The following is a 15,845-nucleotide window of genomic DNA, read 5'->3' as shown; positions in this document are numbered from 1 at the left end:
TAGACCTATGACAACCGACGCGGTATTGGCTAATCGCCCATTTACTTTACATCGATTTCCTCTAGAACAAAAAAATCGCAGTTTACAGGCTTGGGATGCCGCAGACGAGTATCTACTTGAACACATCAGCGAAGACTACTCTGATGTGCGAAAAATATTGGTATTAAACGACAGCTTTGGCGCACTTAGTTGCGCACTATCCGTTATTTACCAACATGATGCTCAGCTCCCTGTCATTCATTTTGTCAACGACTCCTTCGTGAGCACCGCAGCATGTAAATACAATCTAAACGAAAACCAGCTACCGGATACCCATATCTCATTTTTAGATAGCTTGGATGCGCTTCCCCATGACATCGATTTAGTGATACTAAAAATACCTAAAAATGCCGGTTATTTACAGCACCAGTTAGCAAAACTGAGTCACTTACCCGCAGACATCCCTGTTATTGCCGCAGGTAAAGCAAAAGAGATCCATACCTCGACACTAAAGTCGTTTAACCATTTTATCTACGAACCAAAAACCAGTTTGGCCGTTAAAAAGTCTCGATTAATTTTTTCTAAAACAACCAACAAGCCCGTTGTTTGCAAGTTTCCAGTATCTTGGTCATTAGAAAATACAGAGATGACCATCACCAATCACGCCAATGTCTTTTCGCGTGATTCCTTAGATATTGGCGCACGGTTTTTCTTTAACTACCTACCTGCAGGAAAAAAGGCACTCAACATCATTGATTTGGGGTGCGGTAATGGCGTGATTGGACTGCAAACATTAAACCGTATGCCCAATGCGAAAGTCACCTTTGTGGATGAATCTGCGATGGCTGTAGCAAGTGCAAAAATGAATGTCGAAAATAACCTGCCAGATAGACTCTCTGACTGCCAATTTATCCACAATGATTGTTTGACTGACTTTACGCCAAATAGTGCCGATTTAGTGCTGTGTAATCCGCCATTCCACCAAGCACAAGCGATCACAGACCACATTGCTTGGCAAATGTTTTTACAGGCTAAGTATACACTGCGTAATGGCGGCGAACTCAGGATCATTGGAAATCGTCACTTGGATTATCAAGATAAGTTGCAGCGCCTTTTTGGTAATTGTAAGGTACTGGGCAATAATAAAAAGTTTACCGTATTAAGCGTAATAAAAAGGAGCTAATCATGGCCAAAATTATCTACTCTCTCGCAACTGCAGGCATGCTGGCTGTATTGTCTGGCTGCACAGCAGCGCCAAAGTCGGTGATCATGAACCCACAATATTCCGAAGGCCAAGTTGTCCAGCTGAACATGCCTGTTAATGTCAATGTGATGGATTTAAGAACATCCAAGTTTACTGTCAAAGTGCTTAATACAGAGCCCGCAGTTTACTTGCCTGATGCAAACTTGCCGGTCACTATTTCTAATGTATTTAAACAGGCCTTAATTGAGAATAATGCGAATGTCACTCCTGAGGCCAAAACCACCATCACTTTAGAGATTAATAAGTTCTTAGCACAGGTCACTGAAACATATAGCAAACATGAAAGCAACGCAGAAGCCGAGTTTAAAATTACGGTAAACAAAGCGGGAAATACTTTTAGTAAATCTTACACAGGCAAACGTACGCTATCAGGCTCATTAAAGCACGACCAAGCAAAAGTTGAAGGTCAGCTCAATGTGTTAGCAGAAAAACTCATCGCACATATAATTGAAGACAAAGAACTCACAAACTTCATTGCACAATAATAACAAGGAGTTTTAATATGATCCGCTTATTCGCTTTTGCATTAATAATCATAACAGCCAACTTCGCACACGCCGCCAATAAAGAAGGACGGTTTGTCCAAAAAGACAATCTATTCCCTAAAGTTCAAATCAATACTTCGCTAGGTAAAATTATTGTAGAGCTGGATCGCTCGCGCGCGCCACTAACAGTAAATAATTTTCTAACCTATGTTGTCAATGGTGACTATAAAGGCTCGGTTTTTCACCGTGTAGAACGTGATGAGGTGAATGAAAAAGACTTTGTTATCCAAGGTGGGGGATACGACAAAGACTATGATGGTATGTTCGAGCGCAAGCCCATTTTTAATGAAAGTGGCAATGGCCTAAAAAATGAGATGTATTCGGTCGCAATGGCTTATCAAGACAGCAAACCACATTCGGGGACACGGCAGTTTTTCTTTAACATGGATGACAATGACCATCTAAACCCAGGCAGAGACTGGGGATTTGCTGTATTTGGTAACGTAACAGATGGCTATGAAACTTTGGACAAAATCATGCAAGTGGAGACTGGCTACAATCAGAAGTTGGGATATTCATTTATTCCTAAAACAGCGGTCATCATTCATAGTGTCGATATTTTACCTGCTGAAGAGTTTTAATTAAACAATGATGACATCGGCCAGTATTTCCCAGTATCTGAGTTATTATAAAGACAAGCGACTGCTAACAGTATTTGCATTTGGCATGAGCCAAGGTTTCCCTTGGGTGTTAATTGGCTCGGTGATGTCTGCCTGGCTCAAAGACGAAGGCCTCAGTCGCAGTTTAATTGGTTTATTTGGTATTGTTTTTGGCGCCTACACTATCAATTTTTTGTGGTCTCCACTGGTAGACCGGTTAAAGCTTCCCTTGCTTGGAAACATGCTAGGCCAGCGTAGGAGCTGGATTTTACTAGGGCAAATAGTCGTTACCGCCAGTGCCGCATGTTTAGCGTTTCTTGATCTAAAAACGAGTCTGTTTTATGCGGCTCTACTGTGCTTTTTAATTGCCCTATTTGCTGCAACACACGATATTGCCATCGATGGTTATCGTATTGATGTGCTACCGCAATCAGAAAGTGAAAAGTCTACAGCAGCTGCAGCTATGGCAACATCTGGTTGGTGGAGCGGCTATGCCCTGCTTGGCGCCATTCCTTTTTTCGCAGCCGATCTGCCAAATATATCTTGGTCTGATGTTTATTTGCTACTCGCTGTAATAATGGCATTACTTTGTGTTGTTACCTTGATAGCAAAAGAACCAGAATCACATCGTGATACTGCTCAAGCGCAAATACAAAAAGCCTATGAAGAAAAGCTATCTCAACTTGGCCATTCCAAAGCCAATAAACTGCTAGCGTGGCTAGGTGTTACGCTAGTCGCGCCCTTTGTCAGCTTTTTTAATAAGAATGGTGTCAAGACCGCACTCGCGCTATTGACCTTTATCTTTTTATTTAAGATTGGCGAAGCGTTTTTGGCACGTATGTCTATCGTATTTTATAAAGAAATCGGTTTTACCAATACGCAAATTGCACAATATTCAAAGCTAGGCACCGGGCTCATTACCATTGTATTTGCTTTCCTTGGCAGTATTTTCAACCACAAATATGGCATAGTCAAAGGCCTGTTTATCAGTGGTGTCGCAATGGCAGCCTCTAATTTGATTTTTTCTTGGATAGCGGTTGCGGGACCAAAAGAGTCACTTTATGGGCTAGCAATTGTAGTGGATGGTTTTACGCAAGCTTGGTCTCTGGTTGCTATGGTCGCTTTCATTTCTATGTTATGCGATAGAACCTTTAGTGCAACACATTATGCGCTACTAGCATCTTTAGGCAGTTTAGGTAGAACAGTACTATCGAGTTACAGTGGTGTGGTTATTGATGATTGGCTGGGTGGCAATTGGGCTGTCTTTTTTGTCATAACAGCATTAATGGTGCTCCCTTCCTTACTCTTTCTGTATGTTATTCGACATAAACTCTACGCAATAGAGGCAGAGTATAAGAGAAAAGACTAAGGTGCATTTCCTTGCACCTTGTACACTATAATTCAATCAAGGATTATAGTTCTTCTTTATTGATTAAAGATAAGCCTTCATACGGGTCAACTTCTAGCGCTTCACAATAGCGTAAAAACTCAATCACATCTAAACGGCGCTCTTGGTTTTCAATCTTTCCGATGAAAGAATGTGGCGTACCTAAAACTTGAGCAAGGCTACGCATTGTATGACCTTTCTCATGACGCTTTGATTTCAACCATTTTGTTAACTTTCCGTTTTCTTCCGAAGAAACCGTTTTACCCATCATAAATAAACATCTCCTACTTGATGATTAATCTCAACTGGCCTCGTGAAATTTGCCCGTCTCACTCAGCTGGCTATTGTATTTTAAAAAATAATACCTCTGTAGGCCTTATAGGCCTTGCACATTTCCTGTATTAACAACAGGTGTGTTCCTATGTACCCAATTAGGTATAGACTATCTTACCGCTAAAACCTAATAAATTTTTGAAAAACTATATTCGTTTTTTTCATGTAGGGTACATACTACACTTTAACAAAAATTTTATATCTTGTACCAGTATTTGAAATAATTTATTTTTCTTTTAAAAATAAGCATTTACAGCTAATCTTAAAATTAACCCAAAAAAAGGACCTCAAAATGTTCCGGATTTTATTTTTATTGCCACTTGTTCTGTGCTTCGGATGGTATTATTTTTTACGGGTCAATAATGTGCCCATTAAGCAAGGAAAACGCGGTTTTATTTATATTCTTCTATTTTCAGCATTTATCTTAGGCTTTTTTGTCTTGATGATGCACGTAACCAATCCTGCATAAAAAAGCCATGCTATTGCATGGCTTTTTCACTGTGATTTAAAACTGCTTCAGTTACACACTGAAACTGGCACCACATCCACACGTAGTCGTCGCATTTGGGTTACTAACGAAAAAGCGAGAACCTTCTAACCCTTCAGTATAATCAACAACACCGTCCACTAAGTACTGAATGCTCATAGGGTCAACCACCATGACTACACCATTTTTCTCGATCTCCAAGTCGCCAGGGTTTACCTTCTCATCAAACGTAAATCCATATTGAAACCCAGAGCATCCTCCACCAGTTACGTATACACGAAGCTTTAGTTCAGGATTTTCCTCTTCGGAAATCAATTCTTTTACGCGCGCAGCTGCTGCATCGCTAAACTTAATCGGTAACTCTTCTGACATGTGCATTCGACCCTTGTACAATAATTAACGGAATTATCTAATACCCGACTATTTTAATCAAGTATGCTCATGTCCCTAAACTCTTGCACATCTAGTCTGTACCCAAACTGAATAACCACGCCATAAAAGTGTATAAAGCTAGATTTATGTCAGGGACTTAGTATTATTCTTTTGATAAAATACTGTTGAACCTTATACCCAAGCATTAAATTATGACACTTGATCAAGTTAGGCGACGCCTTGCACAACCTAGAACTTCTGCCCAACTTTGCTTACTAGGCGTATGTGCTGGGTTGATTGCTGCGGTTTTAATCATCTTGTTTCGTTTAATGATCGAACTTGTCCAATCAACCTTTCTTGAAAGCCACGATGATTTTACATCTTTAGCAGAACATCAAAGGTTGCTACTTCCTGTTGGGGCCGCTTTAGTCATTGCGCTGTTTGCAAACTTAACTGGGTTTAAACACTACAGACTTGGTATTCCCTTTGTTATTAACCGAATAAAACACCATTATGGCCACATGCCAATTTGGAACTCTGTAAACCAATTTTTTGGCGGCGGAATTGCTTTGATTTGTGGTTTTTCCGTTGGGCGTGAAGGACCATCCGTGCATATGGGAGCAACCGGCGCAAGTGTTCTGACTGAGCGTTTACACTTACCTCATAACGCAGCAAGAACTCTTGCCGGATGTGGTGTTGCTGCCGGCATCGCCGCCTCATTTAACACGCCCTTAGCCGCTGTTATTTTTGTTATGGAAGTGGTACTCAGAGAGTATAAAATTCATATTTTCGTACCAATTATGCTGGCAGCTGTTACAGGTGCTTTAGCAACACAATTTGTGTTTGGTAATGTATCAGAGCTCTCTCTTATCCAAATTGAAATGCTCAGCTTTTGGCACTATCCCTACCTCATCATTTGTGGATTTGCTCTCGGAGCTATAGCTTTTGCATTCAATCAAAACCTGATGTTAATTATCAAAACGTTTAAACCTATAAGTATGTTTCCACGTTTACTGCTTGCAGGTTTAATTGCAGGGTTAATAGGTTATATGGTACCAGAGGCGATGGGTTCAGGTATGAGCGCCATTAAACTTGCCGTTGAAACTCCAGACAATTTGCAGTTACTCACGACTATTTTTATTGCCAAACTACTCGCCACCTTGTTTGCAATTGGACTGGGTATTCCCGGCGGATTAATAGGTCCGGTTATAGGGCTTGGTGTTATCATGGGCACACTTATGGCATTTTTTGCGCAATTTATTTCACCAGACGCCAATGTTGCTGGTACCTATGGTGTACTTGGTATGGCGGGGCTTTTAGCCGCAACTTTACATGCCCCATTGGCAGCTTTGACAGCGGTAATGGAGCTGACCTCAAACCCACAAATTGTTGTACCTGCCATGTTGGTGATCTCCACGGCTTACGTTACCGCATTGCAAGTCTTTGGCAATCGCTCAATTTTTATTCAGCAACTTGACTTTCAGGGCTTGCCATATCAAGTTTCGCCAGCCAAAGAAGCACTGCAAAAAGTCGGAGTCGTCGAAGAGATGGAAGAAGACTTTAAATTGCTGTACTCAAATGACCCAGAACAAATTAAGACAACACTCAGCGCTGTAGATAGCCAAACACCACTCATTACTTACGATGAAGAAAATGGCTACCGTCTAGCAGAGTATGATTTAACCTTGGTATCTGATGACAGTGCAACAATTAAGTATTTGCCACTACAAGGTCTCAGTACCCAAGCAACATTGGCTGAGGCATTTGAAATCTTAAAAGACAAGCGCTCGGGCGCAGTCTATGTTTACAACCAAAAAGATAGCTTACAAATAATGGGGGTTGTGCGCTGGGACAAATTGCGTCACATCCTCACAATGAGAAACAGTTTACTTTAAGCAAGAATAATAAGGGGCATTATGAGCGCTTTGCTGATTTACAAAGCTTTGCACATATTTTTTATGGTCGCGTGGTTCGCTGGCATTTTTTATCTGCCACGGTTATTTATCTATCACACCATGACAGAAGAAAAAGCCTGCTCTGCCATGCTGAAAGTTATGGAGCGAAGGCTACTTTACTTTGTTACTCCATTCGCAGTTTTAACCACCGTCTTTGGTGTACTGACTATCGTGGAGTACGGTAGAGAGTGGTTCAAGTATAATATGTGGCTGCACTATAAATTAGTGTTTGTCATTATTCTTTATATTTATCATGCCTATTGCTTCAAGCTGCTAGCCGACTTCAAGCACGATAGAAATATTCGCAGCACGCGGTTTTATCGCTTCTTTAATGAGTTTCCGGTGTTCTTATTACTGCCCATCATCTTACTCGCAGTGTTGAAGCCTCTTTTTTAATATAAATATGACGGTATCATGCCGTCATACTCTCCTGTTGACGCGCAATTATGCTATCATATCGTTCCAGTAACCTGCGTTGCCAAGGTTATCTCGGTTAGGAGCGCACCCTTGCCTCCTGTTGTCAATCTGTGATTAGGAATCGCCGCATGCTAAGTTTCCAAGGTGAAAACATCCTTTCTGTCAATCAACTCGATAGAGAAGCCATTGAATTAATTTTTGACGTTGCCAAACGCATGGAACCTTATGCTAAAAAGCATAAGCGTACTCAAGTGCTTGAAGGTGCTGTACTGGCAAATTTATTCTTTGAGCCAAGCACTCGTACCCGTGTCAGTTTTGGTACTGCATTTAACTTATTAGGTGGGTTAGTAAGAGAAACCACAGGCATGCAAAGCTCTGCATTAGCTAAAGGTGAATCCTTATATGATACAGCGCGTGTTATTTCCGCATATGCTGACGCTGTTGCCATGCGCCACCCTGATGCAGGCAGCGTGGCTGAATTCGCCACAGGCTCAGATGTACCTGTTTTGAATGGCGGTGATGGACCCAATGAGCACCCAACACAAGCATTGTTAGATTTATTAACGATTGACCGAGAGCTTAGCCGCTTCGACCGAACTGTTGATGGCATGCATATCGCACTAGTGGGTGATCTGAAGTACGGCAGAACCGTGCATTCCCTATCTAAGCTTCTCTGCCATTATAAAAATATCAAGTTCTCAATGGTTGCGCCAGATGGCTTGCAAATGCCAGATTATGTCTTAGATGCAGTCTCTAATGCTGGACACCAAATCGAGCTAGTGTCTCAAATGGAAGGCAATCTAGCTGCTGATATCGTTTACCAAACGCGTATTCAAGAAGAGCGCTTCCCTTCTCAAGAAGAAGCAAATAAGTACCGTGGAGGCTTCAGAATAAGCCAAGCAATCTACGACGCACACTGTAAGCCTGAGTCAGTGTTAATGCACCCATTGCCTAGAGACAGCCGCAGTGATGCAAATGAACTGGACAACGATTTAAATAGTAATGATAACTTGGCAATTTTCAGACAAGTACAAAACGGTGTACTGATCCGTATGGCGCTTTTCGCACTGACACTCGGCGTTGAAAACAAAGTACAGCAGTACGAAACCAACGTACCTTGGTTCAGTAGAAAACGCCAAAGTTAATCAAAAAGGATACATTATGACAATTAGCCAAGACTTATTTGAGCGTGCACAAACCTCCATCCCGGGAGGCGTCAACTCACCAGTAAGGGCATTTAATGGAGTGGGTGGCACACCATTATTCATCACTAAAGCAGAAGGTCCATTTACCTTTGACGCTGACAATAATCGTTACATTGATTATGTTGGCTCGTGGGGGCCGATGATCCTTGGCCACAACCACCCAGAAATAAAACAAGCAGTACTAGAAGCTGTTGAGAATGGACTGAGCTACGGCGCGCCTACCGAAACAGAAATATTAATGGCTGAGAAAGTCAAAGAGCTTGTTCCGTCAATCGAAAAAGTTCGTATGGTGAGCTCTGGTACCGAAGCAACGATGAGTGCGATCCGCCTTGCTCGAGGTTTCACTGGCAGAGATAAAATTTTAAAATTCGAAGGCTGCTATCATGGTCATGCGGACTCCTTATTAGTGAAAGCAGGCTCTGGTGCACTAACAATGGGCGTACCAAATTCACCGGGTATTCCAGCTGACTTTGCTAAACATACGCTAACGGTATCATTTAATAAGTTAGATGAAGTCAAAGCGATTTTTGAAGAGTATAAAGACGAAATCGCCTGTATCATCGTTGAACCTGTTGCTGGCAATATGAACTGTATTCCGCCTGTTGAAGGTTTTTTAGAAGGTCTTCGTGCAATATGTGATGAGCACAAGTCAGTGCTTATTTTCGATGAAGTGATGACTGGCTTCCGCGTTGCCCTTGGGGGTGCACAAGCTTATTACAATATCGAACCAGATCTAACTTGCTTAGGTAAAGTGATCGGGGGCGGTATGCCAGTAGGCGCTTTTGGTGGTAAACGTGAAATCATGGACTACATCGCGCCTGTAGGACCTGTTTATCAAGCTGGTACACTTTCTGGAAACCCAATTGCAATGGCAGCAGGCCTTAAAGCACTTGAACTACTCTCTGAGCCTAACTTACATGAAACGTTAGAAGCAAAGAGCAAAGCCCTGTGTGCTGGGTTTCAAACCGCAGCAGAAAAACACGGTATTCCACTGACAACTAACTATGCCGGCGGCATGTTTGGCTTCTTTTTCACTTCAGCAGAGCGCGTTGATACGTACCAACAAGCGACTGAGTGTGACCTAGAAAGGTTCAAGCGCTTCTTCCATTTGATGCTAGAAGAAGGTGTGTATCTTGCACCATCTGCGTTTGAGGCAGGCTTTGTCAGCACGATGCACAGCGATGAGGATATTGAGAACACCATTGCTGCTGCAGACCGCGCTTTCGCAAAACTTCTTGCTTAAATAAAAAAGCCCCTCGCGGGCTTTTTTTTCATCTTGAAAAAAAATTTCTTTTCCTTTGAACTATTCTTTGAATTACTAAGGTCTCTATCTCGTGACTCAATAACAAAGACTTAAATTATGACAGGACTCAGATCACTATGTAGCCCCGCCATCGCATTCATGGCGCAACTAAAATACAAAACAAAAATTAGCCTCGTTTTTGGTATTTTGCTCTTACCACTGGCATTGAGTCTGTTTTTTCTTAATTCAACGTTGACTCACTCAATTCAAGTCAGCCAACAACAGCAGCAAGGGCTCAATCTCTATCCAAAACTGTTGGAAAATATTATTAATGACAGACAACAAGATAACCAAAGATTACTTGCCCAAAGTGGCTTTTCTGTCAACTCAAAAGCTTCGAACACACCGTTGGAGCAAGTCTCTATCGTATCCAAATTAGCCATCGATAATGACTTAAGTCGCTCTTACTTAAATCGTTCATTAGTCGAATCTCTGCCAAAGGTTGTGTATCAGATCAACGATATTGCGGAACAAGCCAATGGGATAATTAGCCGTGGTCGATTTACGCCAGACTCCTTCATTGCACTGTCTAACCTCAACAAGGCACTACCCATCGTAAAATCGCAACTACTCGATAAGTTAGAAGTCGCTGCATTAGAGAGCCAGTTCGTAAAACAGCAGTTGTCGACGCAAATTAACGCGCTTAATGCAGCACTAGATAGCTATCAGCAATCAATTAAAACCAAACTGCTCGACCCAGATGATATTGAACTGACAGCTGGTGCGTTTTCAACTGCACACCGCAATGTTCAACGGAAGACACAAGACTTAGTAGAAGCCGCGCTGCCTACGCTTAAAGCAATGCTGCAAGAAAAACTAGAAAGAGAGCAAACTATTCGTAATTTAGTAGCTGCCGCGTCTATTCTCAGTTTATCCATCGCGCTTTATCTGATGCTTGGATTTTATTTCGCAGTCGTAGACACTATTTCTGAGTTTTCACAATCAGCACAGCGTGCAGCACAAGGTGACCTGCGTGCTCGTGCAACCTCCCACGGAAGTGATGAGCTCAATGACATCGTCGCTCAATACAACCGAGTACTCGATGCCTTTACCGAGCTGCTTGGTGATGTGCACAATACCACCAGCGACTTGCACCATGCCACAGATAAACTGAGTCACATTAGCCAAGATACACGCCATGATGTGGCGCAACAGCAAATCAAAATCTCTGGTATACATGCTGCTTTGTCTGAAATGGCAAGTGCAGCGGACTCAGTTGAAACCTCGGCGCAACATGCTACAGAACTTGCAAGTACCGCTGCTGAACAAGTTAAACAGGGCAGCCTTAATACCACAGAGCTTGCACAACATATGACGGTACTACAAAGTGAATTTGAAGAAAGTCGACTCGCCTTAGATAAACTGGCTCAAGATAGCCAAAACATCAGTAAAGTAAGTTTAGGGATAAGTGAAATTGCTGAGCAAACGAATTTACTTGCGCTCAATGCGGCAATTGAAGCTGCCCGTGCAGGTGAACAAGGACGCGGTTTTGCCGTAGTTGCTGATGAAGTGCGCACATTAGCAAAACGCACACAGCAACAAACTGAAGAGATCCACACCATCATCAAATCATTGCAAAACGCCTCAAATGATACACAGCAAAAAATGCTTAGCAGTGTTGAAAAGATGGAGAGAGGCGTGACAGCAGCTACCCAAACTAATCAAATCTTAAGTGCAGCAGAGCAAAGCATGACCGATATTGATCAGCAAGGGCATGTCATTAGAGAGCTTGTTCAGCAACAAACGCAAGCAACACAACAAGCTCTCTCAGAGTCCAGTGAAATCAGTGACCTTGCAGAGCACACTTTGGGTTCTGCAGAAGCCACTCAAGATGATGCACATCAGCTCAGTAGCATGGCTGCCAACTTAAAATCAGCGATGAGTCAGTTTAGAACTTAATCATCACTGACAGTTAGGTTTTGGATTAAAGAGCTCCGCTCGCAGTGGCAATTGTATCGCTGGGCCGCAATGTGGCGCAGCTTGCTTGCCCGTTTGCTTATTAACAAACGCCCACTTAACGCCTTCGGGTCGTTCATCGACTATGGCTTGTGGGTTAAGCGGTTTCAAATAACGAATATAAAGCTCAAGTGCTCCTCGACCACCAGTTAACTTAGCAGGTTTATTATCATCACGCCCAATCCATGTCACTGTAACTGTGTTTTGATCAAAGCCAGTGAACCAGCTATCTCGCATGTCATTACTCGTTCCAGTTTTACCTGCAAGTTGTATCGAGGGAAAGTGTTTATTTAAGCGCTTACCAGTACCACTTTTTGTCACTCGTTTCAGACCATATTTAGTCATATATACAGAAACAGGATCGAAACGCTGTGTGCGTTCTGGACGATGCTTATATAGCGTCTTACCGGCAGAATCAGTGATCGCAGAAATACTGGTTAGTTCACTGTAACGGCCATTAGCAGCCAACGTAGTGTACATTTGCGCAACGTCAAAGCTTGATAGCTCAACAGCTCCCAATAACATCGAAGGATAAGTTGGAATATCGCTCTGTATACCAAGTTCCATCATTGTATCTGCGACTTGATGCACCCCCACGTCTAAACCTAGATTTACCGCTGGTATATTCAAGCTTTTACTAAATGCTTCATATAAAGGTACCTGCCCTCTAAATTTATGGTCAAAATTTTCCGGTGACCATGTTTTACCTGAAGCATCAGTCACTTGCAAAGGGGCATCCTCAATCAATGTCCCTAAATCATAGTCCTGCTGCAAAGCCGTCAAATAAATCGCTGGCTTAACCAACGAGCCCACACTCCGTTTAGTGTCTAATACACGGTTAAAGCCAGAAAATCGCATTTGTCTGCCTGCAACCAAAGCTGAGACGCCTGACTTTTCTGCATTCACAGAGATCATCGCAACTTCTAATCCCGAGGTACCAAAACGGCGCTCCAAATACGGTAACCCTGACACGATAGCCTCTTCCATCGCGCTTTGTTTTTGCAACTCAAAATACGTAAAGATCCGCACACCTGCGTGAATAATATCGTCACTAGGGACTAAATTTTTTAGCTCTCTATTCACTAACTCCAGATAGCCTGGATAGGACTGTAGCAGACTCTCCTTCAAAGGCTGGATCTCAATTTGACGCTCCAGTGCCTGACGATATTCAGTGGTTGTGATAATGCCATTTTCTGCCATCAGACGCAGTACTAAGTCTCTACGCTCCATAGTCCGCTCAGCATACCTGCGCGGATTGTAAAACGAAGGCCCTTTCACCATCGCCACTAATAGTGCGATTTGGTCGAACTCTAATTCATCAACGGGTTTTGCAAAATAAAACTCCGAAGCCAAACCCATACCATGCACGCCCTGATTGTAAGCTTGCCCTAAATAAACCTCATTAAGGTAGGCTTCTAAAATTTCATCTTTGCTATATCTGTAATCCAAGATTAAAGCGATAAACGCCTCATTTATTTTTCGAATGATTGAGCGCTCGCGAGTAAGATAAAAGTTTTTTGCCAGCTGCTGTGTCAACGTACTGCCACCTTGTACCGTGCGGCCTGCGCGTATATTGCTGTATAATGCTCGCATGATTGACCAAACAGACACCCCATGATGTTCATAAAAGTTACGGTCTTCTACTGCTAAAAGTGCTTGCTTTAACACATTAGGAAATTTAGCCAATGGCACAAATTCACGATCTTGATTTGTCTCATTTCCAATACGTGCAATTTGCACAGGCTCTAGTCGTTCACCAGAAATACGTCGGCCACTTTCATCAACGATATTTGCCAATTTCTTACCCGCAAAGTTCAGCGTGAAGACCCGTGATGACTCTGCACCTTCATAAAACTCAAATGCTCGCCGGAAAATGGTGATAGTACGTCCTTGAATGAGATATTGGCCAGTTCCTTTTATTCTATTAACCCTTGAATAATTAAGCCGTTCTAACTCCCAAACCACTTCTTCCTCAGAAAGATATTGATCCGGATAAAATGACATAGCCCGCGCATAGACTTGCACAGGCAATTGCCACTTATTTCCTTCAAATTGCTTGCTTACTTTGGCGTCTAGATAAACAACATACATTGCCACCGCACAACAAACAGCAAGGCCACCTTTCCATATTAATGCCCAAAGTGTTTGCAACACTCTTGATTTAAATAATCCAAGACGCTGCTTTAATGACATTTTTTTAGGGTTAGGTGCTTTTTTCGTGGACCGTTTTGGCTTTGATTTATTTGCAGGAGTACGTTTTTTCTCTGACATTTACCGAAGCGATATTTACCTTAATTACAATGATGCTAGATTAACTTAGATTAACTGTCACTGAAACTAAAAAAGCAGGCTGACGCCTGCTTTTTTAAGTGCTTACAAACTAGTGATTCCGTATTGTGACAAATTCAGGGTAAGCATCCACACCACAGTCGTGTTGATCCATGCCACTGAGCTCCTCTTCTTCAGTCACTCTGATCCCCATGGTTTTTTTCAACAGCGCCCATACTAAGTATGATGTGACAAAAACAAAGCCTAGAATCGAAACCAGTCCAATTAGTTGTGATATGAAGTTAGCATCACTATTAGAAAACGGTACCATCATCACCCCTAGACAGCCACACACCCCGTGTACAGAAATTGCGCCGACAGGGTCATCAATTTTCAGTTTGTCTAGTGTGACAATACTAAACACCACTAAACTGCCGCCAAGCGCACCAAGAATACAAGCTAACAGAGGTGTTGGAGAAGCAGGCTCCGCCGTAATCGTTACAAGACCTGCTAATGCACCATTCAAAATCATTGTTAAATCAGCTTTTTTCCACATGATTTTACAGACTAACAGCGCTGAAATTGCGCCTGCGGCTGCGGCTGCATTGGTATTGAGCATGATCTGGCTCACCGCAATCGCATTTTCTTTATCCGCTAAAAAGAGCTGCGATCCGCCATTAAATCCAAACCAACCCATCCACAAAATAAATGTGCCAAGCGTTGCTAGTGGTAAATTAGAACCTGGGATTGGGTAGATCTCTCCATGCTTGCCATACTTTCCTTTTCTAGCACCTAACAAGAGTACACCAGCCAATGCAGCTGCAGCTCCTGCGCCATGCACTATGGCAGAACCTGCAAAGTCAACAAACTCTAATTCAGATAAGAAGCCAGCTCCCCAACTCCAATAGCCCTGAATTGGATAGATAAGCCCAGTAAGTACCACTGTAAATAACAAAAATGCCCATAACTTCATTCTTTCAGCAACTGCACCAGATACGATAGACATCGCCGTCGCAACAAATACTACTTGGAAGAAAAAGTCAGATTCAAGCGCGTGATCTGCATCGGCGGATGCTTCACCGATCAAGGTGCCAAAACTGGGCACAAAGCCACCTTCTGAGTTACCCACATACATTATATTGTAGCCAATCAGTAAATACATGGTGCATGCGATAGCGTAGAGCGCAATATTTTTAGTCAGAATTTCAGTGGTGTTTTTCGATCTCACCAAACCAGCCTCAAGCATGGCAAAACCTGCGGCCATCCACATCACTAAGACACCTGATATTAAAAAATAAAAAGTATTGAGTGAAAATTGTAATTCTATGATTGTGTTATCCATCAGGTGCTCCTCAAATAGCTTCTTCGTCTAATTCACCCGTGCGGATCCGCACGATTTGCTCTAGGTCATAAACGAAGATCTTGCCATCGCCTATTTTTCCGGTGTTTGCTGCTTGTGTTAAGGTGTCGACGACGCGTTGGCAGTTTTCACTGTGAGTCGCAATTTCAATTTTAATTTTGGGGATAAAGTCGACTTGGTATTCTGCTCCTCGGTACAGTTCAGTATGACCTCGTTGTCGACCAAATCCTTTAACATCGACCACGGTCATGCCCTCTATCCCAAGTTCGGCAAGTGCTTCTCGCACTTCGTCTAATTTAAAAGGCTTGATTATCGCACTTATCATTTTCATTGTTGGCCTCCAATGGAGAGTGATTCCTATTGTTGATGGAATACACAATCCAACCTTTATGCCAAAAAGATAAGTTAATATTTA

General features: G+C 42.5%; 14 protein-coding genes. 9 read left to right on the top strand and 5 right to left on the bottom strand.

Features of this window, described 5'->3' with window-relative positions; all coding sequences use genetic code 11:
• The first annotated feature begins 7 nt into the window (after positions 1-7).
• The 4 genes from S4054249_RS04965 to S4054249_RS04950 are packed head-to-tail and all read left to right on the top strand — an operon-like array spanning position 8 to position 3,756.
• Positions 8-1,162: a methyltransferase gene (locus S4054249_RS04965; RefSeq protein WP_046354526.1), complete on the top strand. Its 1,155-nt coding sequence runs from the start codon at positions 8-10 to the stop codon at positions 1,160-1,162.
• A 2-nt stretch (positions 1,163-1,164) separates the two neighbouring features.
• A complete protein-coding gene (locus tag S4054249_RS04960) occupies positions 1,165-1,728 on the top strand; it encodes a YajG family lipoprotein (RefSeq protein WP_052960844.1) in 564 nt (187 codons plus the stop codon).
• Between the two features lie 17 nt (positions 1,729-1,745).
• Positions 1,746-2,369 carry a peptidylprolyl isomerase gene (locus tag S4054249_RS04955; RefSeq protein ID WP_046354411.1) on the top strand — a complete coding sequence of 208 codons (624 nt, stop codon included), beginning with the start codon at positions 1,746-1,748 and terminating at the stop codon, positions 2,367-2,369.
• 7 nt (positions 2,370-2,376) lie between these two features.
• Positions 2,377-3,756: an AmpG family muropeptide MFS transporter gene (locus S4054249_RS04950; RefSeq protein WP_046354412.1), complete on the top strand. Its 1,380-nt coding sequence runs from the start codon at positions 2,377-2,379 to the stop codon at positions 3,754-3,756.
• A gap of 43 nt (positions 3,757-3,799) precedes the next feature.
• On the opposite strand, the gene S4054249_RS04945 is transcribed toward S4054249_RS04950, so the two are convergent.
• Positions 3,800-4,045: a helix-turn-helix domain-containing protein gene (locus tag S4054249_RS04945; protein WP_023399554.1), complete on the bottom strand. Its 246-nt coding sequence runs from the start codon at positions 4,043-4,045 to the stop codon at positions 3,800-3,802.
• 582 nt (positions 4,046-4,627) lie between these two features.
• Positions 4,628-4,966 (bottom strand): iron-sulfur cluster insertion protein ErpA, encoded by a 339-nt coding sequence (gene erpA / locus S4054249_RS04940; protein ID WP_046354413.1) that lies wholly within the window; start codon positions 4,964-4,966, stop codon positions 4,628-4,630.
• 212 nt (positions 4,967-5,178) lie between these two features.
• Here erpA and S4054249_RS04935 point away from each other — a divergent pair, with 212 nt between their 5' ends.
• The 5 genes from S4054249_RS04935 to S4054249_RS04915 all read left to right on the top strand — a co-directional run bounded on the left by S4054249_RS04935 (position 5,179) and on the right by S4054249_RS04915 (position 11,745).
• On the top strand, positions 5,179-6,861 hold the full coding sequence (locus S4054249_RS04935; protein WP_046354414.1) for a chloride channel protein: 1,683 nt from the start codon (positions 5,179-5,181) through the stop codon (positions 6,859-6,861).
• Positions 6,862-6,882: 21 nt separating this feature from the next.
• Complete coding sequence (locus tag S4054249_RS04930; RefSeq protein WP_046354415.1) at positions 6,883-7,317, top strand: CopD family protein; 435 nt, start codon at positions 6,883-6,885, stop codon at positions 7,315-7,317.
• A gap of 149 nt (positions 7,318-7,466) precedes the next feature.
• Positions 7,467-8,483: an aspartate carbamoyltransferase gene (locus S4054249_RS04925; RefSeq protein ID WP_039611702.1), complete on the top strand. Its 1,017-nt coding sequence runs from the start codon at positions 7,467-7,469 to the stop codon at positions 8,481-8,483.
• Between the two features lie 16 nt (positions 8,484-8,499).
• On the top strand, positions 8,500-9,786 hold the full coding sequence (gene hemL, locus S4054249_RS04920) for a glutamate-1-semialdehyde 2,1-aminomutase (RefSeq protein ID WP_046354416.1): 1,287 nt from the start codon (positions 8,500-8,502) through the stop codon (positions 9,784-9,786).
• Between the two features lie 117 nt (positions 9,787-9,903).
• On the top strand, positions 9,904-11,745 hold the full coding sequence (locus S4054249_RS04915; RefSeq protein ID WP_046354417.1) for a methyl-accepting chemotaxis protein: 1,842 nt from the start codon (positions 9,904-9,906) through the stop codon (positions 11,743-11,745).
• A 3-nt stretch (positions 11,746-11,748) separates the two neighbouring features.
• Here the strand turns inward: S4054249_RS04915 and mrcB are convergent, their stop codons facing one another.
• The 3 genes from mrcB to S4054249_RS04900 form a co-directional block, all read right to left on the bottom strand.
• Positions 11,749-14,073: a penicillin-binding protein 1B gene (gene mrcB, locus S4054249_RS04910; protein WP_046354418.1), complete on the bottom strand. Its 2,325-nt coding sequence runs from the start codon at positions 14,071-14,073 to the stop codon at positions 11,749-11,751.
• Positions 14,074-14,182: 109 nt separating this feature from the next.
• Complete coding sequence (locus tag S4054249_RS04905; RefSeq protein WP_046354419.1) at positions 14,183-15,412, bottom strand: ammonium transporter; 1,230 nt, start codon at positions 15,410-15,412, stop codon at positions 14,183-14,185.
• Positions 15,413-15,422: 10 nt separating this feature from the next.
• Complete coding sequence (locus S4054249_RS04900) at positions 15,423-15,761, bottom strand: P-II family nitrogen regulator (RefSeq protein ID WP_039611707.1); 339 nt, start codon at positions 15,759-15,761, stop codon at positions 15,423-15,425.
• Positions 15,762-15,845: the final 84 nt, after the last annotated feature.

It is taken from the genome of Pseudoalteromonas luteoviolacea (genome assembly GCF_001750165.1).
GTDB classification, from domain to species: domain Bacteria; phylum Pseudomonadota; class Gammaproteobacteria; order Enterobacterales; family Alteromonadaceae; genus Pseudoalteromonas; species Pseudoalteromonas luteoviolacea_G.
The sequence above is the reverse complement of the archived record's forward strand: the minus strand, read 5'-3'. Positions and strand labels throughout refer to the sequence as shown.

Excerpts from the sequence above, each read along its gene's own strand:
- S4054249_RS04965 (WP_046354526.1), top strand. The coding sequence starts at position 8 with ATGACAACCGACGCGGTATTGGCTAATCGCCCATTTACTTTACATCGA.
- S4054249_RS04960 (WP_052960844.1), top strand. The coding sequence starts at position 1,165 with ATGGCCAAAATTATCTACTCTCTCGCAACTGCAGGCATGCTGGCTGTA.
- S4054249_RS04955 (WP_046354411.1), top strand. The coding sequence starts at position 1,746 with ATGATCCGCTTATTCGCTTTTGCATTAATAATCATAACAGCCAACTTC.
- S4054249_RS04950 (WP_046354412.1), top strand. The coding sequence starts at position 2,377 with ATGATGACATCGGCCAGTATTTCCCAGTATCTGAGTTATTATAAAGAC.
- S4054249_RS04945 (WP_023399554.1), bottom strand. The coding sequence starts at position 4,045 with ATGATGGGTAAAACGGTTTCTTCGGAAGAAAACGGAAAGTTAACAAAA.
- erpA (WP_046354413.1), bottom strand. The coding sequence starts at position 4,966 with ATGTCAGAAGAGTTACCGATTAAGTTTAGCGATGCAGCAGCTGCGCGC.
- S4054249_RS04935 (WP_046354414.1), top strand. The coding sequence starts at position 5,179 with ATGACACTTGATCAAGTTAGGCGACGCCTTGCACAACCTAGAACTTCT.
- S4054249_RS04930 (WP_046354415.1), top strand. The coding sequence starts at position 6,883 with ATGAGCGCTTTGCTGATTTACAAAGCTTTGCACATATTTTTTATGGTC.
- S4054249_RS04925 (WP_039611702.1), top strand. The coding sequence starts at position 7,467 with ATGCTAAGTTTCCAAGGTGAAAACATCCTTTCTGTCAATCAACTCGAT.
- hemL (WP_046354416.1), top strand. The coding sequence starts at position 8,500 with ATGACAATTAGCCAAGACTTATTTGAGCGTGCACAAACCTCCATCCCG.
- S4054249_RS04915 (WP_046354417.1), top strand. The coding sequence starts at position 9,904 with ATGACAGGACTCAGATCACTATGTAGCCCCGCCATCGCATTCATGGCG.
- mrcB (WP_046354418.1), bottom strand. The coding sequence starts at position 14,073 with ATGTCAGAGAAAAAACGTACTCCTGCAAATAAATCAAAGCCAAAACGG.
- S4054249_RS04905 (WP_046354419.1), bottom strand. The coding sequence starts at position 15,412 with ATGGATAACACAATCATAGAATTACAATTTTCACTCAATACTTTTTAT.
- S4054249_RS04900 (WP_039611707.1), bottom strand. The coding sequence starts at position 15,761 with ATGAAAATGATAAGTGCGATAATCAAGCCTTTTAAATTAGACGAAGTG.